The following is a 25,593-nucleotide window of genomic DNA, read 5'->3' on the forward strand; positions in this document are numbered from 1 at the left end:
GGCTACCGGTTTTCGGGCTGGATCATGCCTAGATCGTTAACGTTCTGAATACGTCATTTTGACGTAGGGTGATGATGCGCTAGAAGCAGCCCATGCTTGGGCGCATCTTCACCGTCGGCGGCTATACCCTGCTATCGCGGGTCACCGGGTTCGCGCGCGACATCATGCTCGCGGCGATCCTCGGTGCCGGGCCGGTCGCCGACGCCTTCTTCGTGGCGCTGCGGCTGCCCAATCATTTCCGCGCGATTTTTGCCGAAGGCGCCTTCAATGCCGCCTTCGTACCGGCCTATGCCCATGTCCATGGCGAGCGCGGCGAGGCGTCGGCGCGGCTGTTCGCCGACCGCATCTTCACGCTGCTGTTCGCCTCGCAGGTGATCCTGCTTGTCTTGGCGATGGCGTTCATGCCGCAGGCGATGAGCATTCTCGCGCCGGGCTTCACCGAGGACGCAGCGCAGCGCAAGCTCGCGATCGAGCTGACGCGGATCACTTTCCCCTATCTGCTGCTGATCACGCTGGTGACGCTCTATGGCGGCATGCTCAACGTGATGCATCGCTTCGCCAGCGCCGCCGCGGCGCCGATCTTCCTCAACCTCGCCATGATGATGACGCTGGCGCTCGCGGCGTTCTTCCCCAGCGCCGGCCACGCCGCGGCCTGGGGCGTCCTGATCTCGGGTTTCCTGCAGTTCTTCCTGCTCGCCGGCGACCTCGGCCGCCACGGCGGCCTGCCGCGATTCGCGCCGCTCAAGCTCGACGAGGACGTCCGCGCCTTCTTCCGCGCGCTGGGGCCGGCGACCTTGGGCTCGATGGGCACACAGTTGGCGCTGTTCGCCGACACCATCATCGCGACCTTCCTCCCTGCCGGTGCGCTGTCAGCGCTGTATTACGCCGACCGTCTCAATCAATTGCCGATCGGCGTGATCGGGATCGCGATCGGCACCGTGCTGCTGCCGGAGATGTCGCGGCGCCTGACCGCCGACGATCACACAGGCGCCATGGCCGCGCAGCGCCGCGCCTTCGATTTCACGCTGCTGTTCTCGGTGCCGTTCGTGGCGGCGTTCCTGACGGTTGCCGATCCGATCATGCGCGCGATGTTCGCCCGCGGCGCCTTCTCGAAGGCCGATGCTGCCAGCGCAGGTGCCACGCTTGCGGCCTATGCGGTCGGGCTCATTCCCTTTGTGATGATCCGCAGCGCGGTCGCGACCTTCTACGCCCGCAAGGATACCGCAACCCCGGTGAAGGCGGCGCTGACGGGGGTCGCGGTCAACGTCGCGCTGAAGATCGCGCTGGTCGGCACGCTGGCGCAGGTCGGGCTCGCGCTCGCGACTGCGGTCGGGGCCTGGGTCAATCTGCTGCTGGTGCTGCTGTTCGCGGTGCGCCGCGGCTATCTCGCGTTCGATCGCGCGCTGATCCGCTCGTTCGGCACTTTCGCGATTTGCGGCCTGCTGCTCGCGCTCGCGCTGTGGCTGACCTCGCATTTCGCCTATGTGTGGTTCGCGCCGATGCAGATCTTTCGCGACGAGATGATCCTGCTGTTGCTGGTCACGGTCGGCGCCTTCGTCTACGCCTTGCTGATCCTCACGCTGTTCGGCCGCGGCTGGCTATTCGCGCTGCGGCGTGTATAGTTTTACCTGTCAAATCAAATGCATAGGAGCCGACCGTGGGATAGCGTCGCGTGCGGCGGAAAGCGGTTTGCGCTTCGCTGACAACCACGCCAATATGCATGCAAACAACCAAGGCAATTGGAGAGACGATGGCAGCTCCCATCAAGTTCGGCGTCGGACAAAGTGTACGGCGCAAGGAGGATGACGCTCTGATTCGCGGCAAGGGCCGCTATACCGACGACGTCGCCCCGTCTCCCGCATTGCACGCGCTGATGCTGCGTTCGCCGCATGCGCACGCGACCTACACGATCGATGCCGGCAAGGCCCGCGGCATGCCCGGCGTGGCGCTGATCCTGACCGCGGCCGATGTCGCCGAGCTCGGCGGCCTGCCGTGCCTGTTCAATCTCGAAACCGATCCGTTCACCGCACCGCCTTATCCGATCCTCGCCAAGGATGAAGTGCGCCATGTCGGCGACGCGATCGCCTTTGTGGTCGCCGATACCGTCGATCATGCCCGCGACGCGATCGAGGCCATCGACGTCAAGTGGACGCCGCTGCCGGCGGTGGCCGGCCTCGTCAATGCGGTGAAGAAGGGCGCGCCGCAGGTGTGGCCGGACAAGCCCGGCAATCTGCTGTTCGACGTCTCGATCGGCGACAAGGGCGCCGCCGAGGCGGCCTTCGCCAAGGCCCATGCGGTGGCCGAGATCACCATCGTCAATCCGCGGGTCATCACCAATTTCATGGAGACGCGCGCCGCGGTCGCTGAATACGACGCCAAGAAGGATCACCTGACGCTGACGATCGGCAGCCAGGGCAGCCACCGCCTGCGCGAGATCCTCTGCGACATGATCCTGAAGATGCCGAAGGAGAACATGCGGGTGATCTGCCCGGATGTCGGCGGCGGCTTCGGCACCAAGCTGTTTCCCTATCGTGAATATGCGCTGATTTCGGTCGCAGCGCGCAAGCTCAAGAAGTCCGTCAAATGGACCGCCGAGCGCTCCGACCACTTCATGGGCGACGCGCAGGGCCGCGACAACCTCACCACCGCGAAGATGGCGCTCGCCGAGGACGGCAAATTCCTCGGCATGGATGTCGACCTGATGGGCGACATGGGTGCTTATCTGTCGACCTTTGCCCCCTACATCCCGCATGGCGGCGCCGGCATGTTGCCGGGCCTCTATGACATCAAGGCCTTCCATTGCCGCGTCCGCACCGTGTTCACCAACACGGTGCCGGTCGATGCCTATCGCGGCGCCGGCCGCCCGGAGGCGGCCTATGTGATCGAGCGGCTCGTGGATGCCGCCGCGCGAAAACTCGGCATGACGCCGGACGCGATCCGGCGGAAGAATTTCATTCCGCCGAAGTCGCTGCCCTACACGACGGCGACCGGCAAGGTCTACGACTCCGGCGATTTCGTCGCGCATATGAAGCGCGCGATGGAGATCGCCAACTGGAAGGAGTTTGGCAAGCGCGCCAAGGCGGCCAAGAAGGACGGCCTGGTGCGGGGCATCGGCATGGCGAGCTATGTCGAGGTCTGCGGCACCATGGGCGAGGAGACCGCCAACGTGGCGCTCGATCCCAACGGCGATATCTCGATCCTGATCGGCACGCAGTCGAGCGGGCAGGGCCACCAGACCGCTTATGCGCAGATCGTCGCCGAGCAGTTCGGCGTGCCGCCCGAGCGCGTCCATGTGCTGCAGGGCGACACCGACAAGATCGCGACCGGTCTCGGCACCGGCGGCTCGGCCTCGATCCCGTCCGGTGGCGTCAGCGTGCAGCGGGCGACGCACGAGCTCGGCAACAAGCTGAAGGAGCTTGCGGCGCAGGCGCTGGAAGCCGGCGCCGGCGACCTCGAAATCGCCGACGGCCGCGTCCGCATTGCCGGCACCGACCGCTCGGTCGGCTTTGCCGATCTCGCCAAACGTCCCGGCGGCGATACGTCGAAGATGAACGCGAGCGCGACCTTCGCCAGCGCCGACGGCACCTATCCGAACGGCACGCATCTTGCCGAGGTCGAGATCGATCCCGCCACCGGCATCATCAAGATCGTCAGCTACGTCATCGTCGACGATTTCGGCGTTACGCTCAATCCGCTGATGCTCGCGGGCCAGGTTCATGGCGGGGCGATGCAGGGCATCGGGCAGGCGCTGATGGAGCAGGCGGTGTACAGCCCGACCGACGGTCAGCTCGTCACCGGCACCTTCATGGACTATGCGATGCCGCGCGCCGCCGACGGGCCGTCCTTCGTGTTCGAGACCCACAACGTGCCGTGCACGACCAACCCGCTCGGCGTGAAGGGCGCAGGCGAGGCCGGCGCGATCGGCTCGTGTCCGGCGGTCGTCAACGCGATCGTCGAGGGGCTGCATCGCGAGTTCGGGATCGACCACGTCGACATGCCGGCCACGCCGGAACGGATCTGGATCGCGATCCGCGAGGCGCAGCGCCGCCATAATCTCTGATAAATTGTCGCAGGCGGAATGAAGATTCCGCCTGCGGTGTTTGCAAATCAGGCCGGCCGCGCACCTGCGGACCGGGACAGAGCACGATTGAGGGGTTTTGCCGATGAAGCGGATTGTCGTCGTTGCAGCGATGCTTGCGTTGAGTGCGGGGGCGGTGGTGGCCGACCAAAATCAGGTCAAGCAGACCCAGGCCCAGATGAAAGAAACCGGCAAGAACGCCGGTGCGCTCGGGGCCATCATCAAGGGCGAGAAGCCCTACGACCAGGCAACGGTCGACGCCGCGCTGGCGAAGTTCGAGGACACCGCCAAGAAGCTGCCGACGCTCTTCCCTGATAGCAGCAAGGGTCTCAAGACGGATGGCGATTACTCCGCTGGGCCGAAGATCTGGGAAGACAAGGCCGGCTTCGAGCAGCACATCGCGAGCTTTGCCAAATCCGTCGCTGACGCCAAGGGCAAGATCAAGGATGTCGACACGCTGAAGGCCGAGCTGACCGTGATCGGCAAGCAGTGCGGCGGCTGTCACGAGACCTATCGCCTCAAGAAGGGCTGATTGCCATTCGGTCAACGAGAAGGGCGGACGCTGTGAGGCGTCCGCCCTTTTTTGTGCCGGCCGTTTCTTGTTGGTGTGCCTCTACTTGGTGACCTGGCCGCGGATTTCGCCGCCCGGGTTGGCCGCGGTGTGAACGTTGACGTAGTACTTGCCGGCGAGGAGATCGGCGGCCTGCGCGTCGGTCAACGTCGCGCTGCCCTCGACCGGGCTCGACGTCGCGTTCGGGATGGCGACCGCGACACCGGAATTCTTGCCGGCCTCGGCGGGGCCGTGGAAATGCGCGGCGGTCGCAGGGCCCGACAGGCCGGAATAGGTCAGCTTCCAGCTCAGCTTCTTGGTGGCCGCGTCGTAGTCGATGTCGGCAGTGCCGGTGCCGGCGCTGGTATTCGCAGGCACTTCGGCCTTGCCGTCCAGCTTGGCGTGCAGCTTCTCGGCAAAGGCCGGACCGGCGAGGGCGATTGCGGCGCCCAATGTCAGCGTGGCAAGCAAGGTCTTGTTTGGCATGGTTCTCTCCCCTTTTTGACGTCACAAGATGGTTGCAATCTTCAAACCGCGGCGCTCCGGATTTATTCCCAAAATGATCGTGAGTGCGGCAAATTTGATGCGAGCTTGTGCGAACGGTTGCCATCATACTGGTTGATGAACTGACGCGACCAATGACGGATCGGTGAATGTTGCGACGAATTCTCCTCCTGGCCGCTTTGGCCGGCTTGATCGGCTTCGGCGTGTTCTGGTGGCTGACGATCCCCGCGACCGTCGCCGCGAGCGCGCTGCCCGCCTACCAGCCCAACCTGGCCAACGGGCTCACAACGTTCAATGCGGGAGGATGTTCCTCCTGCCATGCCGTGCCGAAGCAGGACGACCGCACCCGGCTCGGCGGCGGGCTCGCGATACCGTCGCCGTTCGGTACCTTCTATGCGCCGAATATCTCGCCTGATCCGAACGACGGTATCGGCCGCTGGAGTGAGGCTGATTTCGTCACTGCGGTCATGAAGGGCACCTCGCCGTCGGGGACGCACTATTTTCCGGCGTTTCCCTACACGTCCTATCAGCACGCCAGGGTCAATGACGTCCGCGACCTGTTCGCCTATCTGAAGACCTTGCCGCCGGTCGCCGGCAAGGTGCGCGACCACGATGTGCCGTTTCCTTTCAACATCAGGCGCAATGTCGGTGTCTGGAAATTCCTGTTCATGGACGGCAAGCCGTTCGTCGCGGATGCGAGCCGCTCGGCGCATTGGTATCGCGGCGCCTATCTCGTCAACAGCTTCGGCCATTGCGCCGAGTGTCACAGCCCGCGCAATTTCCTCGGCGGCATCATCAGCTCGCAGCGCTTCGCGGGTGGACCGAATCCGGAGGGCGAAGGCTGGGTACCCAACATCACGCCGCGGGGGATCGCGGACTGGAGCGCGAAGGACATCGTCTATTTCCTCGAGAGCGGCCAGACGCCGGACGGCGATAGCGCCGGCGGGTCGATGGTGCGCGTGATCCGCAACACCTCGCAGCTCTCGCCGGCCGATCGCGACGCGATCGCCGAATACATCAAGTCGCTGCCGCCGGTCGAGGGACCGCCGAAACCGGTGAAGAAGGAGAAGGAATCCTGAGACCTCGCATCAAGATGCGCTTCTGCCCGGCCATGACAAAAGTGAGCTCGCAGCGGGTCTACTTCGCGCCGAACGCCTTGAAGGTGATGATGGTGAGGGTGTCCTGGATGCCCGGGATCACCTGAACCTTCTCGTTGATGAAATGGCCGATGTCGGTGTCGTGGTCGACGTAGAACTTGACCAGCAGATCGTAATTGCCCGCGGTGGAATAGATCTCGGACGCAATCTCGGCTTCCGCCAGCGCATTGGCGACGGTGTAGGACTGGCCGAGCTTGCATTTGATCTGGACGAAGAAAGGAACCATCAAAGTCGTCTCCGGGGATTTCCGCGACTATAGGCCAAAAACGGGCGGCCAAAGCAAGGGGCCAAGGCAAGCCGTCAAGGCAAGGCCAACTCGTGGTAAAGTCAGGCGAACTTGCTGCCGATGGCCGGCCGGGCTAGGACAGGCCATGATCTCGTTCGTAATGGTCTCATTCGTCGCAACCGCCGGTGCCGCACGATGACGCCGGTCGCGCTCACCATTGCCGGCTCGGATTCCTCGGGCGGGGCGGGCATCCAGGCCGACCTCAAGAGCTTTGCCGCGCTCGGGGTCTATGGCGCCTCCGCGATCACGGCACTGACCGCGCAGAACACCACGGGGGTCAGCGGCATCCATCCGGTGCCCGCGGCGTTCGTCACGGCCCAGATCGATGCGGTGTTCTCCGACCTCAATGTCGGCGCGGTCAAGATCGGCATGGTGGCGCAGGCCGAGACCATTGCGGCGATTGCCGATGGGCTGCAGCGCTGGGCGCCGCGCCATGTCGTGCTCGATCCGGTGATGGTCGCAACTTCGGGCGATCGGCTGCTGGCGGCAGAGGCGGTCGATGCGTTGAAGACCATGCTGTTTCCACTGGCCTCGCTGATCACGCCGAACCTGCCGGAAGCGGCAGCGCTGCTGAACGAGCCGGTCGCTGCGAGCGAGGCCGACGTCGAGCGACAGGGCAGGCAATTGCTGGCGATGGGATGTCGCGCGGTGCTGGTCAAGGGCGGCCATGGGCATGGCGCCAAGAGCATCGACTATCTGATCGATGGCGCGGGCAGCATCGCGCTCGCGGCGCCACGCATTGCCACATCGAACACGCACGGCACCGGCTGCTCGCTGTCATCGGCGATCGCGGCAGGGCTCGCGAAGGGCGAAGGCATGGAGACCGCTGTGCGCAACGCCAAGGCCTGGATCACGGATGCGATTGCAGAAGCCGATCGCTTCGCCGTCGGACACGGCCACGGGCCGGTGCATCACTTCCACAAATATTATTGACGCTCGGTAGCCCGGGTGAAGTTTGTAGCCCAGCTGCAGCCAAAGGGTCGCGCGAATGCGCGCCCGATGACAGGCTCCGCGAAATCCGGGACCAGTTTATCCGCGGACGTGGTCCCCGGATTGCGCTTCGCTGCATCCGGGCTACGTATTCAATCGCTTGCTGTTCCGCCGCGATATGCAGGCAACACAACGCCTGTTCCGCACAGCTGCGTCCACCCATGTCGCCAGATTGTCGCACGCCGCTGTTATCCGCAGGGAAGGGGCGTGCTGCTGATTCTCGTTAACTGTTAGTGAGGCCTTGGGTCGCGGGGATCGTCATCGCCTTGTCACAGGAAGCTGTTAGGTGCACAGGCATGGGAAGTGACTCCTTGAGTGAAGAAAGCCCCGAGCGGCGCTTTCGCACTTTGTTTATCTCCGATGTCCATCTCGGAGCCCGCGGTTCGCAAGCCGACCGCCTGCTGGACTTCCTCCGCTCCCACGACGCCGACACGATCTACCTCGTTGGTGATATCGTCGACGGCTGGGCGCTGAAGTCGAACTGGTACTGGCCGCAGACCCACAACGATTTCGTGCAGAAGATGCTGCGCAAGGCGCGCAAGGGCGCCAAGGTGATCTACGTCCCGGGCAACCACGACGAGTTCCTGCGCAAATATTACGGCACGCATTTCGGCGGCATCGACGTGGTGGAGAACACCGTTCACACCGGCGCCGACGGCAAGCGCTACCTCGTGATCCACGGCGACATCTTCGATCTCGTAGTGCAGAACGCGCGCTGGCTCGCCCATCTCGGCGACAAGGCCTACGACTTCGCGATCCAGATGAATCGCTTCGTCAACTTCTTCCGCAAGATGTTCGGCGTGCCGTACTGGTCGCTGTCGCAATGGGCCAAGCTGAAGGTCAAGAAGGCGGTGAACTATATCGGCGCGTTCGAGGCGACACTTGCCGGCGAGGCGCGGCGTCACGGCTGCGACGGCGTGATCTGCGGCCACATCCACTACGCGACGATTCATGACGAGCACGGCATCCGCTACATGAATTGCGGCGACTGGGTGGAGAGCTGCACGGCGCTCGCCGAGCACGAGGACGGCCATTTCGAGATCATCACCTGGACCGACCCGGTGCGCCGGATCGCGCCAGTTCCGCGAGTGACGGCACGCGCTGCATGACGCATATCCTGGTCGCGACCGATGCGTGGCATCCCCAAGTCAACGGGGTTGTCCGCACGCTGACCATGATGGCACAGGCGGCGAAATCGCTCGGCGTCGAGGTCAGCTTCCTGACGCCGGACGAGTTCCGCACCTTCGCGATGCCGAGCTATCGCGATCTGAGGCTGGCACTTCCCTACCAGGCCAAGGTCGCAAGCCTGATCGAGGCGGCAAAGCCCGACAGCATCCACATCGCGACCGAAGGCCCGATCGGGCTGTCGGTCCGCCGCTATTGCCGCAAGCACGGCCTGCCGTTCACGACGAGCTTCCACACCCGCTTTCCCGAGTACGTCTCGGCACGGACGCCGGTTCCGGAAGCCTGGGTGTGGCGCGCGCTGCGCTGGTTCCACCGGCCGAGCCGGGCGGTGATGGCCGCGACCCCGGCGCTGGCCGCCGAGCTGCGTCAGCGCGGCTTCCGCAACGTGGTGCTGTGGTCGCGCGGGGTCGATACCGCGCTGTTCCACCCGCGCGATGTCGATCTCTGCCTGCCGCAGCCGGTCTATCTCAGCGTCGGCCGGGTGGCGGTGGAGAAGAACCTCGAGGCGTTCCTCGATCTCGATCTGCCCGGCACCAAGGTCGTGGTCGGCGACGGCCCGGCGCGGGCGGCGCTGGAGCGGAAATATCCCGAAGCCGTCTTCCTCGGCGCCCGCCATGGGGAAGAATTGGCCGAAATCTATGCCGCGGCCGATGTGTTCGTTTTCCCCAGCCGCACCGATACGTTCGGTTTGGTGCTCCTTGAAGCATTAGCCAGCGGCCTGCCGGTTGCCGCTTTTCCGGTCACCGGTCCCCGCGACGTGATCGGCGCGGCGCCGGTCGGCGTGCTTGACGAGGATCTGCGCCACGCCTGCCTGGAGGCGCTCAGCATCCCGCGGCAGGCCTGCGTCGATTTCGCCGCGCTCCACACCTGGCAGGCGTCGGCGCGGGTGTTCATCGACCGCTGCATGAACGTCCGCCCCGCGGCGCCCGACGGGGAAGGGGAGGCGTTCGAATTCGGCGCCGAAGAGCATCATTTCGCGGCGCTGCCGGCGCCGCATTCCACCTCACGCTAGACGAGTCACGCTAAAGCGTCTTGCCGGGCTGCCCGCTACCGCGATACAAATCGTGGATGACGGACATCACTCTCAATCCACCCGTTGCTGCCGCGGACATCGATGCCGCCGCAAGGGTGGTCGCGCCGTTCGCGGTGCGCACGCCGCTCCTGACTTTCCCCGTTCTCAACGAACGCGTCGGCACCCAGGTCTTCCTCAAGCCCGAGATGTTGCAGCGAACCGGATCGTTCAAGTTCCGCGGCGCCTTCAACAAGCTCGCCTCTATCCCGCAGGACAAGCGGAGCGGGGGCGTCGTCGCGTTCTCCTCGGGCAACCACGCCCAGGGCGTTGCCGCGGCGGCAAAGATCCTCAACATGCAGGCGACCATCGTGATGCCTGCGGACTCCCCGATCACCAAGCGCGAGCGGACGAAGTCCTATGGCGCCGAGGTTGTGCTGTACGACCGCGATCGCGACGACCGCGAGGCGATTGCCAATGGCATCGCCGGCAAGCGCGGCGCGACGTTGGTGCGTCCCTATGACGATCCCTTCGTGATCGCGGGCCAGGGCACCGCCGGCCGCGAGATCGCCGAGGACATGGCCGCGCTCGGGCTCGTGCCCGACATCGTGGTGGCGCCGGCTTCGGGCGGCGGCCTGATCGCGGGTGTTGCGACCGCGGTGAAGGCGAAATATCCGCAGGCCCAGGTGATCGTCGCCGAGCCCGCGGGCTATGACGATCACGCTTTGTCGCTCAAGGTCGGCCATCGCGAGGCGCATCCGGTCGCGGCGCGCACCATCTGCGATGCGCTGATGGCGATGATGCCGGGCGAACTCACCTTTGCCATCAACAGCAAGCTGCTCGCAAATGGCGTCAGCGTCTCCGACGACGAGGTCGGCGCCGCCGTCGCCTTCGCCTATCGCGAGCTGAAGCTCGTGGTCGAGCCCGGCGGCGCGGTCGGGCTCGCGGCGCTGCTCGCGGGACGGATCGACGCCAAGGGCAAGAACGTCGTCATCGTACTCTCGGGTGGCAATGTCGACGCAGACCTGTTCGCGAAGCTTGTCGCCTGAGACCAGCATCTTGAAAGGAACGGGGGCAGGGCAGTGCGCGCTCTGCCCCCGTTTCGTTGCGTGGTGCGGCCGATCAGTGCCTGAAGCTGCCACGATGGCTGCCGCCAATCCCGCCGACGTGCGAGACGGACGGACTTGAGTGGAACGCGGCATGGCCGCCGCCTGAACCCGTCCGGTTGACTTGCATGCTCTGCCGCTCGGCGCGGAAGTGCTGCCTGCTGTTGTTTTTCATGATCGCGTTCGACGTGGCCTTGCCGGCATTCGCGGCAGGCAGGCTAGCAACCTTGCCCTTGCCGATTGAGCTCGGCATGCCGACCGGCTTCGCTCCAGGTGCGGGCAGGGTCACGATCTTGCCGACGGTGCCTTGCTCGCCGGCATTGATCGGCCGGAAGGCCGGACGGTTTGACAGCCGCGTGAACTGCATCAGCGGGACTGCCTTCGGCTGCGCCTGCAGCTTCAACGCCGATTGCGCATAGGGGCTGCTGCCGAAATTGTCGTGGAAGGTCTTGTAGGCGAAAGGCGTGTTGGCAAGCACCGCCTTGTGCCAGGCCGCGACCTGCAGCCAGTTCGTCAGCAGGAAGCGAATGCGATCGCACAGCGGATCGCGCGGATAAAGCCGGATGAATTCCTCATAGTATTCCGGACGGCCCTCGGACAGCACGAAGTCATAGGCCTGGCGCACCGAGCGGTTCGGCAGGTTCGATGCCATCTGCACGACCGGGCCATTCGCCGGCGCTCGCGCCGACGCCACGGCAGTGTCGCCGAAGAAATAGAAATCGGAGGTCAGCGACGAGCTTTCCCAGGGCGTCTGCCGGCCGTCGGTCGTCGAGTTGACGTCGAGACGAATGCGCTTGAACAGCTGCTCGATCGGCAGATTGGGCTCGCGCGCCAGGCGCAGGAAGGCGTTGGTGTAGGGGCTGTGGCCGTTGCTGCCGTCCTGCGCTTCCATGCCCGGCGCCGTCGAATAGCCGACAATCGAGCCGTTCGGTGCATCGACGACGGCAAGGCCGCGGCCGGCGTCGTTTACGTTGGGAAACGGGTTGTTGCGGCAGGCATCGAGCACCACGATGCGCATCCGGCTCGGGATGTTCTCCAACGTGCCCATCACGTCGACGAGGCGCACCGCATTGCCGTCGAGGTCGGACGGCGTTGCGATCCTGGCATCGACCGGAATCAGATAGTTCTCGCCGGCGAGCTGCACGCCGTGGCCGGCGTAATAGATCATCGCGACCGTACCGGGACCGCGCGCCGAGACCTTGTCGGAGAAATCCCGCAACACCTTCACCATGTCGCCCTGCCTGAGGTCTGTCGCGGCGATCACCTCGAAGCCGGCCGCGTTCAGCAGCTCGGCCATCGACTGCGCGTCATTGCCTGGATTGGCAAGCTTCGGCGCATTCTCATAGTTGGCATTGCCGATCACGAGCGCGACGCGCTGCTCGGGGCCGCGCAATGCGGCCGGCGCCGCTGCGGTAGGCGTCGCCGGCGAAGCGGCTTGATCGATGGATTGTGCCGACGCCTGCGTGGCATTGCCGACGGTCATGCCGCCGGTCTCGGCAGATGCTGCGCCTGATCCACCGAGGCTCAGCAGACCAAGCAATGCGGCCGATATCATGATGGATGTCAGGCGGACCATCGTGCGCTCCCAAAAGCTGGTCCCGGTGCGGGACCGGTCGCGGCGAGGCTAGGCGCGGACGCGCCCGTCGTACGTGAGCTGGGTCACGCTGCGCGGGTGGTCAATGGGAGGTGGAGGCGTAGCGCGCGCACGTCGCGCTTACGAGAAGAACGCGATTCTCTCGACCTGGCTCATACGGCGGATCGGCGCGAGCGGATCATTGGCTGCGACGCTCGGCTTCTTCAAAAGGCCGCTCGCGATGATTGTCGAGCCGAGTGAGACTTCGGCTGCGGGAGCCGCGGCAGCCTCGACGGCGGGCGGGAGAGGCGGCGGCACGGCTGCCGGAGCCGCGGCAACCGGTGCTGCAGCCATCGGCGCTGCGGCCATCGGCGGCGGCTCGACCTTGACCTCGATCGGCTCGGGCGCCGGCGCGGGCTGAATGGCCGGTGCGACCATCTCGGGCTCGGCGGCCATTGCCTCGGCGACGCGCATCTCCTCGGCAAGGTGCATCTCTTCGGCGATCGCTTCTTCGTCGATCGGATCGGGCGCGCCCATCTCCATCGCGATGAGGTCGAGCACCGCTTCGTCCTGCGCGTCAGCGGCGGCCTCGGTGACGCGGGCGAGTTCTGCCGCTTCGGCTTCGGCCAGCGCGGCCTCCGCCTTGAGCCATGCTTCGTTTGGCTCCGGCATGGCGGCTGTGGCAGCCTCAATGCTCGGCGTTGCAACGGCCTCCTGGGGCGGCGCCGGCGGCGTGGCGGCGATAGTGGCTTCAGGCGCAGCGCTCTCGGTGGCAGTGCTTTCGACTACCGATTGCGGCGAGGGGGCAGCAGCGGGCGGTTCCGGAACCGGCGCTTCGGCCACGGCCGCTGGCTCAGCCGTGGGCGTCGCCGCCTGGTCCGGATCGAATTCGCTGAGCCGGCGGGCCAGCGCCGCGAAAGCAGCATCCAGCACGGCCTTGGCGTCGTCCATCGAAACCTCGGCCGCACCGGCCTCGATCGCACTGGCCTGCGAATCGATGATGTCGCAGATCCGGCCGTCATTGCCGATCTCGCGCAGCCGCCAGGAGATCTCCCTGATCACCCGTACGCCCTTGCGCACAGGCGCGAGGTTCGGCTCGAAGCTGATGCCGTCGAGTGCAGCGATGGCCGAGGCCTGGGCGGCCTCGATCGCGCCGCGCAGGGCGGCCAGCGCCTGTGCCAGCTGCTCGTCCCTGATGGCCGCTGCGGCGGCTTGCCGCTGCGCGCTGAGGCTGTCCTCGATCCGCGCCACGGCATCGAGCACCATGCGGGTATCGGCATTGCGGTTGCGCTTGGCGTATTCGCCGAGGAACCAGCGGCCCCGCGAGGTCTCCATGAAGGCCGCGCTGATTGCAGCATAGTCCTCCTCGCTCGGCAGGGCCGCGCGGGCGGATATCGGAGACAGGGCGAATGCTTCTTCGGCCATCACAATCTCTCCGCGCAAATCACTGCGCGTTACGCTAACGATCACCACGATATCGCGCGAATCGCAATTGAATTGATGTCTTCCGAATCACAAATCCCCATCGCAGCCAAGGTTGCGCCGCGGCGATTCGCGCGCAGCCTCGCGGCATTCTATGCCACGACGTTCGGGATGACCGGGGTCCACCTGCCGTTTTTCACGGTGTGGCTGAAGGCGATCGGGATCGACGCCACGTGGATCGGCCTCATCACGGCGGTGCCGCCGGTGACGCGCTTCACCGTGCTGCCACTGGTCACCGCGGCGGCGGAGCGTCGCCAGATGCTGCGCGGTGCGATGATCGTCACGGGATTCGCCACCGCGGTGGGCTTTGCCGTGATCGGCACCCAGCACCAGCCGTTGGTGTTGCTCGCGGTCTATGCGCTGACCTGCTGCGTGTGGACGCCGATGGTGCCACTCACCGACGCCTATGCGCTGCGCGGTGTCAGGCAATTCGGCCTGAGCTACGGGCCGTTGCGGCTCTGGGGTTCGGCCGCCTTCGCGGTCTGCGCGCTGATCAGCGGGTTCCTGCTTCGCTATGTCGCCGAGGTCGATCTGATCTGGATCATCACGGCCGTGACCGTGCTCGGCGCGCTGGTCGGGCTGACGCTGCGGCCGCTCGGCCGCCCGGTGGCCACAGTCGCGCACGCGGCCGGCGTGCCGAGGCTGCTGCGTAATCCGACGTTCCTCGCCATCATCGTGTCCTCGGCGCTGATCCAGGGCAGCCACGGCGCCTATTACATCTTCGCATCGATTGCCTGGCAGCAGGCCGGTTTCAGCGGCCTGACGATCGCGGCCCTCTGGGTGCTCGGCGTGATCGCCGAGATCGTGCTGTTTGCGGCCTCGCCGCGCTTCACGCTGCCGTCGGCTGTGCTGGTGATGATCGCGGCCGCCAGCGCCGTGGCGCGCTGGGCGATCACCGCGCAGGATCCGCCGCTTGCGGTGCTGGCCGTGGTCCAGCTCGGCCACGGGCTGAGCTTCGGCCTGACCCAGGTCGGCATCATGGGGCTGATGGTGCATCACGTGCCGGTCCATGTGATGGCACGCGCGCAGGGCTATCTCACCGCCTGCGGCGGCATTGTCGCAAGCACCACGGCGATCGTCAGCGGCATGGTCTATGCGCGCTTCGGGCTCGGCGTCTACGACATGATGGCGGCGATGGCGGCGACGGGCGGGCTGGTGATGTGGTTGGCGCGCAAACGACTAACCCACTAGCCCCAGAGTGCGGCGTCGGGCGGATAGACCAGGCTGCCCTCGTAGCGCAGGCCGTTGTCGCGGTCCCTGGCCAGCAGCAGCGGGCCGTCGAGATCGACGAAGCGCGCAGCTTGCGCGATCAGCATCGCCGGCGCCATCGCGAGCGAGGTCGCGACCATGCAGCCGATCATGATCTCGAAGCCGAGCGCGCGGGCGGCGTCCGCCATCGCAAGCGCTTCGGTCAGCCCGCCGGTCTTGTCGAGCTTGATGTTGACGGCGTCATAGCGGCCGCGCAGGCCTTCGAGCGAGGCGCGGTCATGCACGCTCTCGTCGGCGCAGACCGCAACCGGGCGCTTGATCCGCAGCAGCGCCTCGTCCTTGCCCGCCGGCAGCGGCTGCTCGATCAGCGTGACGCCGGCATTGGCGCAGGCCGCGAGATTGGCGGCGAGGTTGTCCTCGGTCCAGGCTTCATTGGCGTCGACGATCAGTTCGGATGCCGGTGCCGCCTTGCGCACGGCGGCGATCCGCGCGGCGTCGCCATCGCCGCCGAGCTTGATCTTGAGCAGCGCGCGATGCGCGGCCTTGGCGGTGGCCTCCGCCATCGCCTCTGATGTCCCGAGCGAGATCGTGTAGGCGGTGGTGCGCGGCTCCGGCGCAGGCCGGCCGCGCAGGTTCCAGATCCGCCTGCCGGCGCGTTTGGCCTCGAGGTCCGCCAGCGCGCAATCCAGCGCGTTGCGGGCGGCGCCGGCGGGCATCCTGGCCTGCAAGGCGATGCGGTCCATGCCGCCGGCGAGTGGCTCCTGCATCGCCTGGATCGCCTGCAGCGTCGCCTCGGGGGTTTCGCCATAGCGCGGGTAGGGCACGCATTCGCCGCGGCCGGTGAGGCCGCCCTGGCTCACCTCGGCCACCACCACGACAGCCTCGGTCTTTGCGCCACGGCTGATCGTGAAGGTTCCGGCGATCGGCCAGCGCTCGATCCGCCCGGTCAGGGAAATCGCTCCTTGTGGGGTGGAAGTCATTTTAAAGTCTACTATTTCCTGAACCGTAGCTTGCGACGCGCAACCAACTATGGCTGGTTAGTGACAGATTCGACAAGCCGATCCGGCATCGCCGGAGATCTGCGTGAGCGGCGGCCAGCCGGCTTGAGGGGTAGGCAAAAGGTGAGCGGCGACCCGACACTGGAGCGGATAGCCCAAGGCGAAGGACTGGCGTTGTGCGCGGCGGGCAACTGGACGGCCCGCTTTGCGCCCGCGCTCGAGCGGATCGTCTCCGACGCCGAGAAACTGCGCGGCAGCCGTCCCCACATCTTCATCGACGTGTCGCAGGTCGCGAGCCTCGACACGTTCGGCGCGTGGCTGATCGAGCGGCTGCGCCGCAGCCTCAGCGATGCCAGCGCCGAAGCCGAGATCGCGGGCCTCTCGGCCAATTATTCCAGCCTGGTCGACGAGGTCCGGCGCGTCGGCCCCGCGCCCAAGGCCGCGAGCGAACCGCTGCTGATATCGGGCATGCTCGAGCAGATCGGGCGCACCGTGGCCGGGATCGGCGGCACGATCATCGGCCTGGTCGATATGCTCGGTGCGGTGCTGGCCGCGGCCGCCAAGGTGCTGATCCATCCGCGCAGCTTCCGCTTCACCTCGACGGTGCATCACCTCGAGCAGGTCTGCTTGCGCGCGGTGCCGATCGTAGTGCTGATCACCTTCCTGATCGGCTGCATCATCTCGCAGCAGGGCATCTTCCATTTCCGCAGGTTCGGCGCCGACATCTTCGTGGTCGACATGCTCGGCGTGCTCGTGTTGCGCGAGATCGGCGTGCTGCTGGTCGCGATCATGGTCGCGGGCCGTTCCGGCTCGGCCTATACCGCCGAGCTCGGCTCGATGAAGATGCGCGAGGAGATCGACGCGCTGCGCACCATGGGCTTCGATCCGATCGAGGTCCTGATCCTGCCGCGCATGCTGGCACTGGTGCTGGCGCTGCCGATCCTGGCCTTTCTCGGCGCGATGGCCGCGCTCTATGGCGGCGGCCTGGTGGCCTGGCTCTATGGCGGCGTCGATCCGGAGGCCTTCCTGCTCCGCCTTCGTGATGCCATATCGATCGACCATTTCATCGTCGGCATGGTCAAGGCGCCTGTCATGGCCGCGGTGATCGGCATCGTCGCCTGCGTCGAGGGGCTGGCAGTGCAGGGCTCGGCGGAGTCGCTCGGACAGCACACCACCGCGTCGGTGGTGAAAGGGATCTTCTTCGTGATCGTGATGGACGGCGTGTTCGCGATCTTCTTCGCCTCGATCGGGATGTGATCATGGCCGAGCAGGAGATCGACGCCATTATCCGGGTCCGCGACATCACGGTTCAGTTCGGCAGCACGCGCGTGCTCGACGGCCTCAACCTCGACGTCAAGCGCGGCGAGATCCTCGGCTTCGTCGGCCCGTCGGGCGCCGGCAAGTCGGTGCTGACGCGCACCATCATCGGCCTCGTGCCGAAGGTCTCCGGCCGCATCGAAGTGTTCGGCGTCGATCTCGATGCCGCGAGCTCGTCGCAGCGCCGCGCCGTCGAGCGGCGCTGGGGCATCCTGTTCCAGCAGGGCGCGCTGTTCTCCTCGCTTACCGTGCGGCAGAACATCCAGTTTCCGGCGCGCGAATATCTGCGGGTCTCGCAGCGGCTGCTCGACGAGATCATGGTGGCAAAGCTCGTGATGGTCGGGCTCAAGCCCGAGGTCGCCGATCGCTATCCGTCGGAACTGTCCGGCGGCATGATCAAGCGCGTCGCTTTGGCGCGCGCACTCGCGCTCGATCCCGAGCTCGTGTTCCTCGACGAGCCGACGTCGGGTCTCGATCCGATCGGCGCCGGCGATTTCGACGAGCTGGTGCGCACCCTGCAGCGCACTTTGGGGCTGACCGTTTTCATGGTAACCCACGATCTCGACAGCCTTTACACGGCGTGCGACCGTATCGCCGTTTTAGGGAACGGTAAGATCATTGCTGCAGGATCGATCGCCGACATGAAGGCATCGCAGCATCCGTGGCTGCAGCAATATTTCAACGGCAAGCGCGCCCGCGCCGTTGTGGCCTAGCCCATGATCCCGAAACGAAAAGACCGGTTTTCGGACGAGATCATGCGCCAACAGGAATTCGACGGCTCGAACGCAGGCAGACTGCGCGAGCGCCCAAGAGTGATGAACGCGAGCAATTGATGGAAACGCGGGCGAACTACGTCTTGATCGGGGCTTTCACGCTGGCGGTAATCGCCGCGGCGTTCGGCTTCGTGCTGTGGTTCCAGAGCCTGCACACCACCAAGCAGCGCAGCCCGTTGCGGGTGATTTTCGAGGGGCCGGCGTCGGGCCTGCGCAATGGCGGCAACGTCAATTTTAACGGTATCCGGATAGGGGAGGTGGTCTCGGTCAAGCTCGACAACCCCAGGCGCGTGGTCGCGCTTGCGATGATCGAGAACAACGCACCGCTGCGGAAGGACACCCTGGTCGGCCTCGAATTCCAGGGCCTGACCGGCGTCGCCGCGATCTCGCTGAAGGGCGGCGAAGAGGCTGCCCCGCCGGTGCCGCTGGATGAGGACGGCATCCCGGTTCTGACCGCCGACCCGAACGCGCTGCAGGACGTCACCGAGGCGATCCGCGCCACCCTACAGAACGTCAACCGCATCGTCGCCGACAATCAGCAGTCGGTGAAGAACTCGCTGAAGAATCTCGAGGTCTTCACCCAGGCGCTCGCGCGCAATTCCGAGAAGATCGACAACGTCATGCTCAAGGTCGACGGCGTGATGGGTAAGGCCGACAATCTGATGCTGGGCCTCAACGCGATCGCGGGCGGCAACAACGGCAGCGAGCTGAACCTGATGGTGAAGTCGATCCGCGAGCTCGCCGACAACATCGACAAACGGTCCAATCTGCTGATCAACGATGGCCGCCGCACGCTGTCCGACATCAGCCGCGCCGTGAACAATTTCGACCGCAACCCGAGCCGGGTGATCTTCGGCGGCAGCAACAACGCCGCACCCGAGCCCGCGCCGGCTCCGGCCGCAGCACCTGCCGGGCCGCGGCGGCGGCAGCAATAGGCTACGCGCCCTCCGTTCGTCCCGACGATCGTCGCAGTCCTACCGGGGCGCCGCCGCAGATGGCTCGGCTGCTTCAGGAACGAAGCGGCGATAGCGGTCGTCCGGATACGTCTGCTCGGAGCGAATCCTCAGGCTGCGTACGCGGTGGGGATCGGATGCCGCATCGACGACGCCGTTGGTTGCCGGCCATTCGCGACCGGACGCATCGCGGATCGCGCCGCCGGCCGGCCGGACGGGCGTCGTTCGAACGACGGGCGTGTCGGCTGCCGGCTTGTTCGGCTCCTGTATTTTGATGGTCCGGATCTTGGATGGCTGGATCGGATCCGCCGTCGCGGTCGCGGCCGTCCCGATTGTCCCGAGCACCGTCAGCGCGGCGATGGGGCGCCAGCATGCGAGCAACATCTGAACCCTCTCAGCTCGTTCATCCGCAATTCCAGTCTTGCGTCGACGAAAAGCAAAACGGAGGCATCGCTGCCTCCGTTTGCTGTATCGTGATCGGTTCGAACACTTTACCCCAGCCGTCCCGCCGCATGGGCGAGCAGGGTGTAGACCAGCCCGGTCTCCGAGGTCAGGTGGCTGCTCAGCTCCTGCTGGCCGCGGCCTTCGCGGGCGACTTCGTCGAGCAGGCGCTCGAACTCCGCGATGTAGCGGTCGACCGTCTGCTTGAAGCCGCGGTCGGCGCGGTACTTGCGGGCCACCTCATCGAAGGCCTTCTGGCCGGCCGGCGTGTAGAGGCGCTTGGAGAACGCCTTGTTCTCGCCGCGCTGGTAGCGATCCCACATCTCGGCGGCGAGCGTGCGGTCCATCAGCCGGCCGATGTCGAGCGACAGCGACTCCAGCGGATTGGCGGCCGGCTGCTGCTGCGGGCGCGGGCGCTGCTGGGCGTCGCGGCCCTGCGGGGCAGGCGGCGGCGCGTCGCTGCGGTTAAGCAGGTCGGACAGCCAGCCATCGCCGTTGTTGGGGCTGGCCGGGCTGACCGACGGGGCCTCGGTGCGTCGCGAGGTCGACATGCCGAGATCCGGCGGCGGCAGCGTCGAGGCGCTGTTGCCATTGTCGCGCACGCTGTCCCGCATGCGCACGTCGGCGCGGCCGCCGGCGGCAGCCATCACCGGCTCCTCGTGGCGAACGCTGGCGCGGTTGGTCGAGACCACGTCGAGCCCGCGGCCGTGATGGGCGACGATGCGGTTCAGCTCGGCCAGGGCCTCGATCTGGTCGACGATCACCTTGCGCATCTGCGCAGTGTTTTCGGCGGCCTCCTGCGGCATCTCCAGCACGCCGCGGCGCAGCTCGTTGCGGGTGGCCTCGAGCTCGCTGTGCATCTCGCTCGCCATCTGCTTCATCGCCGTGACCATCGCGGAGAACTTCTCCGTCGATTCCTTGAACATCGCATCGGTCTCGGCGTTGCTCTGCTGGTAGAGGTCGTTCATGGCGTCGACGGTCTGCTGACGCTCGTTCTCGGCGGCCATGCGCACCGCCTCGAACTGCTTGCTGATCGCAGCCGAACCGGCGCCTGCGGTCTCCGCCACCACGCGCGCGATGTCGCGGGCGCGTTCCTCGGCCGCGCCGAGCGATTCATCGAGCAGACCGGTGAAGCGCGACAGCCGCTGATCGAGATCGGTGGTGCGCAGGTCGATGGTCGTGACCAGCGATTCCAGCGCCGACTTGCGCTCGCTGACGGAGGCCGTCGTCGAGCGGTTGGCCTGTTCGACCACGGCAGCCGCCTCGATCAGCGCCTTGCCATGGGTCTCGAACTGGCTCGACAGCGCGCCGAGATCTTCCAGCGCCTTGCCGGTCTTGCTGTTGAACACCGTGAGCTGGTCTTCCAGCGTCTGGGTCGCCACGCCGTTGCGCGAGGTGACGTCGTTCATGGCGGACACGAAGTCGGCCACGCGGGTCACCAGCGCGCGCTCCAGCGAGTTGAGGTTGTCGTGGGCGCCGGTCAACACTTCCTGCAGCAGGATGTTGCCCTCGCGCAGCCGCTCGAACAGCGCCACCGTATCGGTGCGCAGGATCTTGCTGGTCTCCTGCATTTCCGTGACGGCCGAGATCGAGACCTGGCGCGACTGGTCGATCGCCGCGCGCGAGGCCTGCTCGAGCTCCTTGAGCGACTTCGCCACCGCACCGGTCGCCTGATCGCCGGCCGAGGTGATGTTGCGCGCGACGTCGCCGCCGTGCGCCGCCATCGACTGCGAGAAGGCGAGGCCGCGGGTTTCGATCGCCTTCAGCGCGTCCGCGGTGGCGCGATCCATGTCGTTCGACAGCTGCGTGGTCTTGGCGGTCAGCGCCTCGACCAGCGAGCCGCGGCGGCCGTCGACCATCTGCGACAGCCGCTCGGTCTGCTGCTGCACATAGGTGACGATCTCGTCGGTCTTGCCGGTCATCGCCGAGCCGAATGCGCTGGAAGCGGACAGCACCGAACGTTCGATGTCGGCGGAGGTCGTCTTGACCTTAGTCGAGACCTCGTTGGACATGGTGATCAGGGCGGCCTGTGCGTTCTGCGCAGAGGTCTGGATGTTGTCGGTGGTCTTGGCCGTGACCGAACCCAGCGCGCGCTCGATATCGGTCGAGAGCGTGCGGATCTGGGCGGCGGCATCGGCGGAGGTCGCCGCAAACGAGCTCTGGGCCTCGCGGGCGCTGCCCAGGATGGTCTGTGCGGTCTCGGCGCTAGCCGCGGTCAGCGAGCGCTCGATCTCGACAGAGATCGCGCGCATCTGGCTTGCAGCCTCGCTGGACGTTGCCACGAATGAGTTCTGGGCATCGCGGGCACTGCCGACGATCGTCTGGGCGGTGTTGGTGCCGACCGACGTCAGGGTGCGCTCGACATCGGCTGCCAGCGACTTGACGTGGTTGGCTGCATCCGTCGACGCGGTGACGAGGGTGTTCTGCGCCTCGCGAGCGCCGGCCGTCAGCACCTCGATGGTGCCGGAACCGGCCATCGACAGCGCACGCTGGATATCGGCGGCAAGCGCCGTCACCTTTGTCGCAGACTCGGTCGATGCATTGACCAGCATGCTCTGGGCTTCACGCGCGCCGGCGGTGATCGATTCCGCGGTGGCGGAGCCGGCCATCGAGAGCGAGCGCTCCATGTCGGCCGCCAGGGTGCGGACCAGATCGGTGGCCTCGGTGGATGCACCGGCCAGCGTGCTCTGGGCCTCGCGGGCCGAGGCGACGATGGCTTCCGCGGTGGCGGAGCCTGCCATCGACAGCGAACGCTCGATGTCGGCCGACAGGGTGCGGACCAGATTGGTGGCGTCGGTCGACGCGCCGGCCAGCGTGTTCTGGGCCTCGCGGGCCGAGGCGACGACGGCTTCCGCGGTCGCGGTGCCGGCGGTCGAGAGCGAGTGCTGCATGTCGGCCGCGAGCGTGCGGACCAGATTGGTGGCTTCGGTCGACGCGCCGGCCAGCGTGCTCTGGGCCTCGCGGGCGGAGGCGACGACGGCTTCCGCGGTCGCGGAACCGGCCATCGACAGCGAACGCTCGACGTCGCTGGCGAGCGACTTGACCTGGCCGGTGACGTCGGCCGACGTTGCGATCAGCGTGGTCTGGGCCTCGCGGGCGCCGGTCATGATCGCTTCGGCGGCGGCAGAGCCGGACATCGACAGCGATTGCTCGACATCGGAAGCCAGCGACTTGACCTGGCTTGCGGCTTCGGCCGAGGCGGAGACCAGCGTGGTCTGCGCGTCGCGGGCGCCCGACAGCACCGAGGCTGCGGTGGCGCTACCGGCCGCCTGCAGCGTGCGCTCGACGTCCTCCGACAGCGCCTTGATCTGCGAGGCGACGTCGCCGGATGCGGAGACCAGCGACACCTGGGCGTCGCGGGCACTGGTGAGGATCGAGTTGGCGGCGCTGGTGCCGACGGCGGTCAGCACGCCCTCGACCTCGGCCGAGCTCAGCTTGAGCTGGTTGCCGACATCCGCGGACACGGTGAGCAGCGCCTGCTGCGCGGTGCGCGCACCGGTCTGGATGGTTTCGCTGGTGTTGACCACGAGGTTGGTCAGCGAGCGCTCGGCGTCCTCGACATGGGACTTGATGCTCGACGACAACATTTCGGCGCGGGACATCAGGTCCTCGCTCGCTTGGCGGCCGCTGCTCTCGATGCGGCCGGCGACGGCCTCGACGCGCGAGCCGAGCAGGTCCTCGAACTGCGCGACGCGGGTGTCGATGTCACCGGCGATGACGCCGACGCGGCTCTCGATGCCCTGCTGGATGTCGGCGAAGCGCGCCGAGATGGTGTCGGTCAGGTTCGAGCTATGACCACTGATGGTCTCGACGAGGCGGCTGTTGTGACCATTGATGGTATCGGCGAGGCGGGTGCTGTGGCCGTTGATGGTGTCGACGAGACGGTTGCTGTGGCCGTCGATGGTCTCGGTGACGCCGTTGATGCGATGGTCGACCGCGGCGATCGCCTGCACGGTGCCCTCGGTCAGGGTCGTGGTCAGCAGGCCGAGGCGCGAGTCGATCGAGTGGATCGCCTGGGTGGCGCCTTCGGTCAGCTGGGTCGCGAGCGTCCCGAGATGGCCGTCGATGGTGTCGGTGACCGACTTGGCGCGGCTCTCGAAGGTGACTTCGAGCGTCCGCATGCGGCCGTCGATCGCGTCATCCAGCGACTGCAGGCGGCCGTCGAACGAGCCGATCTTGGTGGCGAGCGAACTGTCGAAGGACGACAGCTTGTCGGTCAGCGAGGCGTCGAGGTTGGTGACGCGGCTGCCGAGCGTGGTCTCGAACTGCAGCAGGCGCTGGTCGAGCGAAGCGGTGATCTCGCCGCTATTGGTGGTGACGCGATTGTCGAAGGTGTCGACATAGGTCTTGAGGCTGTCGGCGATGTCCTGGGTCCGCTGGCCCATGCGCTCGACGATGTCGCCGCCGAACGTCTTCACGGTGCGGTCGAATTCCGAGATGTGGCGGGTGATCAGCGCGCCGAGCGTGCCGGAGTCGCGGGCGAATTTCTCGGCGAGCTCGCTGCCGTGGTTCTTCACCAGGTCGTCGAACGCGCTCATCTGCAGCGACAGCGAGTCGTGCGCGGTCTCGGTCTGGCCCACCACCTTGGCCACCAGCGAGTTGACGGTGACGTCGAGCGCCTCGCTCGCCCTGTCGCCGGAGGTCATGATCTGGCCGGCGAGGCGGTTGCCGGCGTCGTCGATCTTGCTGACGAGGTCGTTGCTGCGCAGCTCGAGCTCGAGCAGCAGCGAGTCCGCGGAGTTCTTCAGGGAGTCGTGGACCTCTTCGGTGCGGTCGGAGATGCCGTCGACGATCGCGGACGAACGCTGCTCGAACTCGCCGGTGATGCGATCGACGCGCTCGTTCAGCATCTCGTGGACGCGATCGGCCAGATCGACGAACTCGTCATGGACGTGGCCGGTCTTGAAGTTGAGGCTGGTGGTGAGCCGCTCGGAGGCGTCCATCACCGCGCGCGTGGTCTCGGCGCTGGCTTCCTCGAGGCGGTCGAGCAGGTCGCCGCCGCGCTCGCCGAGCGCGAGGATCATGTTGTCGCCGGCATGGCCCAACGCGGTCGTGATGTGCTGGCCGCGCTCTTCCAGCGCGCTGGTGATGCTCTTGGCGACCTCGTCGACGCGCGAGGCAATCGCGTCCGAGATCAGCGCGATGTCGTGGCGCAGGTCGATCTGCACGCCGGAGATCGCGCTGCGCACCTGCTCGGCCTGGCCGACCAGATTGTCGCGCTGGTGGGCGATGTCCTGCAGCAGCGCGCGGATGCGCACTTCATTGTCGGAATAGGCGCGCTCCAGCGCCGCCACCTCGTTGGCAACCAGCGTCTCGAGTTCGCCGGCGCGCGCGATCGCGCGTTCGACGCCATCGCCCATCGCCGCGACCTCGCGGCGGATCGCCTGGCCGACCGTCACCATGGAATCGGCGGCGGCGTTTTCCGGCTCGGAGAATCGCATTGCGACCTGGGCCATCGATTGCGCGATCATCTGCATGCGCTGACCGTGCGCGGCGAGGCTGGCGAGATAATAGAACAGCAGCACCGGAACGGCGAACAGCGCGGCGAGGCCGGCGAGCACCAGGACGCCGGTGCCCTGGGCCATCGAAGCCTGCAGGGCCGGCCAGAACGCGATGGTGAGGATGACGCCGCCGAGCAGCCAGGCGCCGGAGCAGACGAAGAACAGCGTGAAGGCGTTGCGGGCGCGCCCTCCCTGCAGCGTCTGCAGCATCTGGCCGATGGTCTCGCGATCATCATTGGCGGCGCGGCGCGGCGCGCGCGGCTCCTCGATCGGCTCGAACACCGAACGATCGGCATTCGGACGGGACTCGAACGATGCGGCTGAAAAATCCGGAGCTGACAGCGGCAGGCTCGGCGGCGCGGCGCCTTCGTTGAGGGGGCTGCGGCTCTCCGCGCCCTGTTCGCTGATGTTGAGGGCTTCCTGGATGGCAGAAAGCGCGACTTCGGTGGGATCTTTGACCTTCTTGGGAGTGTTCGCCATG

General features: G+C 66.4%; 19 protein-coding genes. 12 read left to right on the plus strand and 7 right to left on the minus strand.

Annotated elements, in window-relative coordinates:
* Positions 1-92: 92 nt before the first annotated feature.
* The 3 genes from murJ to Q0030_RS29990 all read left to right on the plus strand — a co-directional run bounded on the left by murJ (position 93) and on the right by Q0030_RS29990 (position 4,610).
* On the plus strand, positions 93-1,622 hold the full coding sequence (gene murJ / locus Q0030_RS29980) for a murein biosynthesis integral membrane protein MurJ (RefSeq protein ID WP_298375448.1): 1,530 nt from the start codon (positions 93-95) through the stop codon (positions 1,620-1,622).
* Positions 1,623-1,750: 128 nt separating this feature from the next.
* A complete protein-coding gene (locus Q0030_RS29985) occupies positions 1,751-4,060 on the plus strand; it encodes a xanthine dehydrogenase family protein molybdopterin-binding subunit (RefSeq protein ID WP_298375451.1) in 2,310 nt (769 codons plus the stop codon).
* A 103-nt stretch (positions 4,061-4,163) separates the two neighbouring features.
* The gene (locus Q0030_RS29990) at positions 4,164-4,610 is read left to right on the plus strand and encodes a cytochrome c (RefSeq protein WP_298375454.1); all 447 of its coding nucleotides are present in this window, start codon (positions 4,164-4,166) and stop codon (positions 4,608-4,610) included.
* A gap of 81 nt (positions 4,611-4,691) precedes the next feature.
* On the opposite strand, the gene Q0030_RS29995 is transcribed toward Q0030_RS29990, so the two are convergent.
* Complete coding sequence (locus Q0030_RS29995) at positions 4,692-5,114, minus strand: CHRD domain-containing protein (RefSeq protein WP_298375456.1); 423 nt, start codon at positions 5,112-5,114, stop codon at positions 4,692-4,694.
* Positions 5,115-5,281: 167 nt separating this feature from the next.
* On the opposite strand from Q0030_RS29995, the gene Q0030_RS30000 reads away from it, so the two are divergent.
* Positions 5,282-6,211: a cytochrome c gene (locus Q0030_RS30000; protein ID WP_298375458.1), complete on the plus strand. Its 930-nt coding sequence runs from the start codon at positions 5,282-5,284 to the stop codon at positions 6,209-6,211.
* Positions 6,212-6,269: 58 nt separating this feature from the next.
* Here Q0030_RS30000 and Q0030_RS30005 read toward each other — a convergent pair whose 3' ends face one another.
* A complete protein-coding gene (locus Q0030_RS30005) occupies positions 6,270-6,515 on the minus strand; it encodes an Lrp/AsnC ligand binding domain-containing protein (RefSeq protein ID WP_016845986.1) in 246 nt (81 codons plus the stop codon).
* A gap of 195 nt (positions 6,516-6,710) precedes the next feature.
* On the opposite strand from Q0030_RS30005, the gene thiD reads away from it, so the two are divergent.
* The 4 genes from thiD (at position 6,711) to Q0030_RS30025 (ending at position 10,808) form a co-directional block, all read left to right on the plus strand.
* The gene (gene thiD, locus Q0030_RS30010) at positions 6,711-7,508 is read left to right on the plus strand and encodes a bifunctional hydroxymethylpyrimidine kinase/phosphomethylpyrimidine kinase (RefSeq protein WP_298375461.1); all 798 of its coding nucleotides are present in this window, start codon (positions 6,711-6,713) and stop codon (positions 7,506-7,508) included.
* A 353-nt stretch (positions 7,509-7,861) separates the two neighbouring features.
* Complete coding sequence (locus Q0030_RS30015) at positions 7,862-8,674, plus strand: UDP-2,3-diacylglucosamine diphosphatase (RefSeq protein WP_050403538.1); 813 nt, start codon at positions 7,862-7,864, stop codon at positions 8,672-8,674.
* Positions 8,671-9,762: a glycosyltransferase family 1 protein gene (locus Q0030_RS30020; RefSeq protein ID WP_298375469.1), complete on the plus strand. Its 1,092-nt coding sequence runs from the start codon at positions 8,671-8,673 to the stop codon at positions 9,760-9,762. The genes Q0030_RS30015 and Q0030_RS30020 overlap by 4 nt, the downstream gene beginning before the upstream one ends.
* 56 nt (positions 9,763-9,818) lie before the next feature.
* Entirely contained in the window at positions 9,819-10,808 is a 990-nt protein-coding gene (locus tag Q0030_RS30025; protein ID WP_298375471.1) for a threonine/serine dehydratase, read from the plus strand.
* 73 nt (positions 10,809-10,881) lie between these two features.
* Here the strand turns inward: Q0030_RS30025 and Q0030_RS30030 are convergent, their stop codons facing one another.
* Positions 10,882-12,441, minus strand: coding sequence for a caspase family protein (locus tag Q0030_RS30030; protein WP_298375474.1), 1,560 nt, complete (start codon positions 12,439-12,441; stop codon positions 10,882-10,884).
* A gap of 138 nt (positions 12,442-12,579) precedes the next feature.
* Positions 12,580-13,863, minus strand: a complete 1,284-nt coding sequence (locus tag Q0030_RS30035; protein WP_298375477.1) for a hypothetical protein — start codon at positions 13,861-13,863, stop codon at positions 12,580-12,582.
* A 75-nt stretch (positions 13,864-13,938) separates the two neighbouring features.
* Between Q0030_RS30035 and Q0030_RS30040 the strand changes: the two genes are divergently transcribed.
* On the plus strand, positions 13,939-15,111 hold the full coding sequence (locus tag Q0030_RS30040) for an MFS transporter (protein WP_298375479.1): 1,173 nt from the start codon (positions 13,939-13,941) through the stop codon (positions 15,109-15,111).
* Here Q0030_RS30040 and dgcA read toward each other — a convergent pair.
* On the minus strand, positions 15,108-16,109 hold the full coding sequence (gene dgcA, locus Q0030_RS30045; RefSeq protein WP_298375481.1) for an N-acetyl-D-Glu racemase DgcA: 1,002 nt from the start codon (positions 16,107-16,109) through the stop codon (positions 15,108-15,110). The two genes, Q0030_RS30040 and dgcA, sit on opposite strands and share 4 nt — an antisense overlap.
* A gap of 141 nt (positions 16,110-16,250) precedes the next feature.
* Here dgcA and Q0030_RS30050 point away from each other — a divergent pair, with 141 nt between their 5' ends.
* The 3 genes from Q0030_RS30050 to Q0030_RS30060 all read left to right on the plus strand — a co-directional run bounded on the left by Q0030_RS30050 (position 16,251) and on the right by Q0030_RS30060 (position 19,152).
* Complete coding sequence (locus Q0030_RS30050) at positions 16,251-17,384, plus strand: ABC transporter permease (protein WP_298375483.1); 1,134 nt, start codon at positions 16,251-16,253, stop codon at positions 17,382-17,384.
* A 2-nt stretch (positions 17,385-17,386) separates the two neighbouring features.
* Complete coding sequence (locus Q0030_RS30055; RefSeq protein WP_298375485.1) at positions 17,387-18,157, plus strand: ABC transporter ATP-binding protein; 771 nt, start codon at positions 17,387-17,389, stop codon at positions 18,155-18,157.
* A 119-nt stretch (positions 18,158-18,276) separates the two neighbouring features.
* A complete protein-coding gene (locus Q0030_RS30060; protein ID WP_298375488.1) occupies positions 18,277-19,152 on the plus strand; it encodes an MlaD family protein in 876 nt (291 codons plus the stop codon).
* Between the two features lie 39 nt (positions 19,153-19,191).
* On the opposite strand, the gene Q0030_RS30065 is transcribed toward Q0030_RS30060, so the two are convergent.
* Both Q0030_RS30065 and Q0030_RS30070 read right to left on the minus strand, forming a co-directional pair.
* The gene (locus tag Q0030_RS30065; protein WP_298375490.1) at positions 19,192-19,554 is read right to left on the minus strand and encodes a hypothetical protein; all 363 of its coding nucleotides are present in this window, start codon (positions 19,552-19,554) and stop codon (positions 19,192-19,194) included.
* Between the two features lie 107 nt (positions 19,555-19,661).
* Positions 19,662-25,592, minus strand: coding sequence for a negative regulator of septation ring formation (locus tag Q0030_RS30070; RefSeq protein ID WP_298375493.1), 5,931 nt, complete (start codon positions 25,590-25,592; stop codon positions 19,662-19,664).
* Between the last annotated feature and the right edge of the window lies 1 nt (position 25,593).

Source organism: uncultured Bradyrhizobium sp. (assembly GCF_947648125.1).
In the GTDB taxonomy this organism is placed as follows: Bacteria; Pseudomonadota; Alphaproteobacteria; order Rhizobiales; family Xanthobacteraceae; genus Bradyrhizobium.

What these genes read in the sequence shown, in the direction of transcription:
- Q0030_RS30065 (WP_298375490.1), bottom strand. Translation starts at nt 19,554, where the DNA reads ATGTTGCTCGCATGCTGGCGCCCCATCGCCGCGCTGACGGTGCTCGGG.
- dgcA (WP_298375481.1), bottom strand. Translation starts at nt 16,109, where the DNA reads ATGACTTCCACCCCACAAGGAGCGATTTCCCTGACCGGGCGGATCGAG.
- Q0030_RS29985 (WP_298375451.1), top strand. Translation starts at nt 1,751, where the DNA reads ATGGCAGCTCCCATCAAGTTCGGCGTCGGACAAAGTGTACGGCGCAAG.
- Q0030_RS30000 (WP_298375458.1), top strand. Translation starts at nt 5,282, where the DNA reads ATGTTGCGACGAATTCTCCTCCTGGCCGCTTTGGCCGGCTTGATCGGC.
- Q0030_RS30025 (WP_298375471.1), top strand. Translation starts at nt 9,819, where the DNA reads ATGACGGACATCACTCTCAATCCACCCGTTGCTGCCGCGGACATCGAT.
- Q0030_RS30055 (WP_298375485.1), top strand. Translation starts at nt 17,387, where the DNA reads ATGGCCGAGCAGGAGATCGACGCCATTATCCGGGTCCGCGACATCACG.
- Q0030_RS30030 (WP_298375474.1), bottom strand. Translation starts at nt 12,441, where the DNA reads ATGGTCCGCCTGACATCCATCATGATATCGGCCGCATTGCTTGGTCTG.
- Q0030_RS30060 (WP_298375488.1), top strand. Translation starts at nt 18,277, where the DNA reads ATGGAAACGCGGGCGAACTACGTCTTGATCGGGGCTTTCACGCTGGCG.
- Q0030_RS30035 (WP_298375477.1), bottom strand. Translation starts at nt 13,863, where the DNA reads ATGGCCGAAGAAGCATTCGCCCTGTCTCCGATATCCGCCCGCGCGGCC.
- Q0030_RS30070 (WP_298375493.1), bottom strand. Translation starts at nt 25,592, where the DNA reads ATGGCGAACACTCCCAAGAAGGTCAAAGATCCCACCGAAGTCGCGCTT.
- Q0030_RS30040 (WP_298375479.1), top strand. Translation starts at nt 13,939, where the DNA reads ATGTCTTCCGAATCACAAATCCCCATCGCAGCCAAGGTTGCGCCGCGG.
- murJ (WP_298375448.1), top strand. Translation starts at nt 93, where the DNA reads ATGCTTGGGCGCATCTTCACCGTCGGCGGCTATACCCTGCTATCGCGG.
- Q0030_RS29990 (WP_298375454.1), top strand. Translation starts at nt 4,164, where the DNA reads ATGAAGCGGATTGTCGTCGTTGCAGCGATGCTTGCGTTGAGTGCGGGG.
- thiD (WP_298375461.1), top strand. Translation starts at nt 6,711, where the DNA reads ATGACGCCGGTCGCGCTCACCATTGCCGGCTCGGATTCCTCGGGCGGG.
- Q0030_RS30005 (WP_016845986.1), bottom strand. Translation starts at nt 6,515, where the DNA reads ATGGTTCCTTTCTTCGTCCAGATCAAATGCAAGCTCGGCCAGTCCTAC.
- Q0030_RS29995 (WP_298375456.1), bottom strand. Translation starts at nt 5,114, where the DNA reads ATGCCAAACAAGACCTTGCTTGCCACGCTGACATTGGGCGCCGCAATC.
- Q0030_RS30020 (WP_298375469.1), top strand. Translation starts at nt 8,671, where the DNA reads ATGACGCATATCCTGGTCGCGACCGATGCGTGGCATCCCCAAGTCAAC.
- Q0030_RS30015 (WP_050403538.1), top strand. Translation starts at nt 7,862, where the DNA reads ATGGGAAGTGACTCCTTGAGTGAAGAAAGCCCCGAGCGGCGCTTTCGC.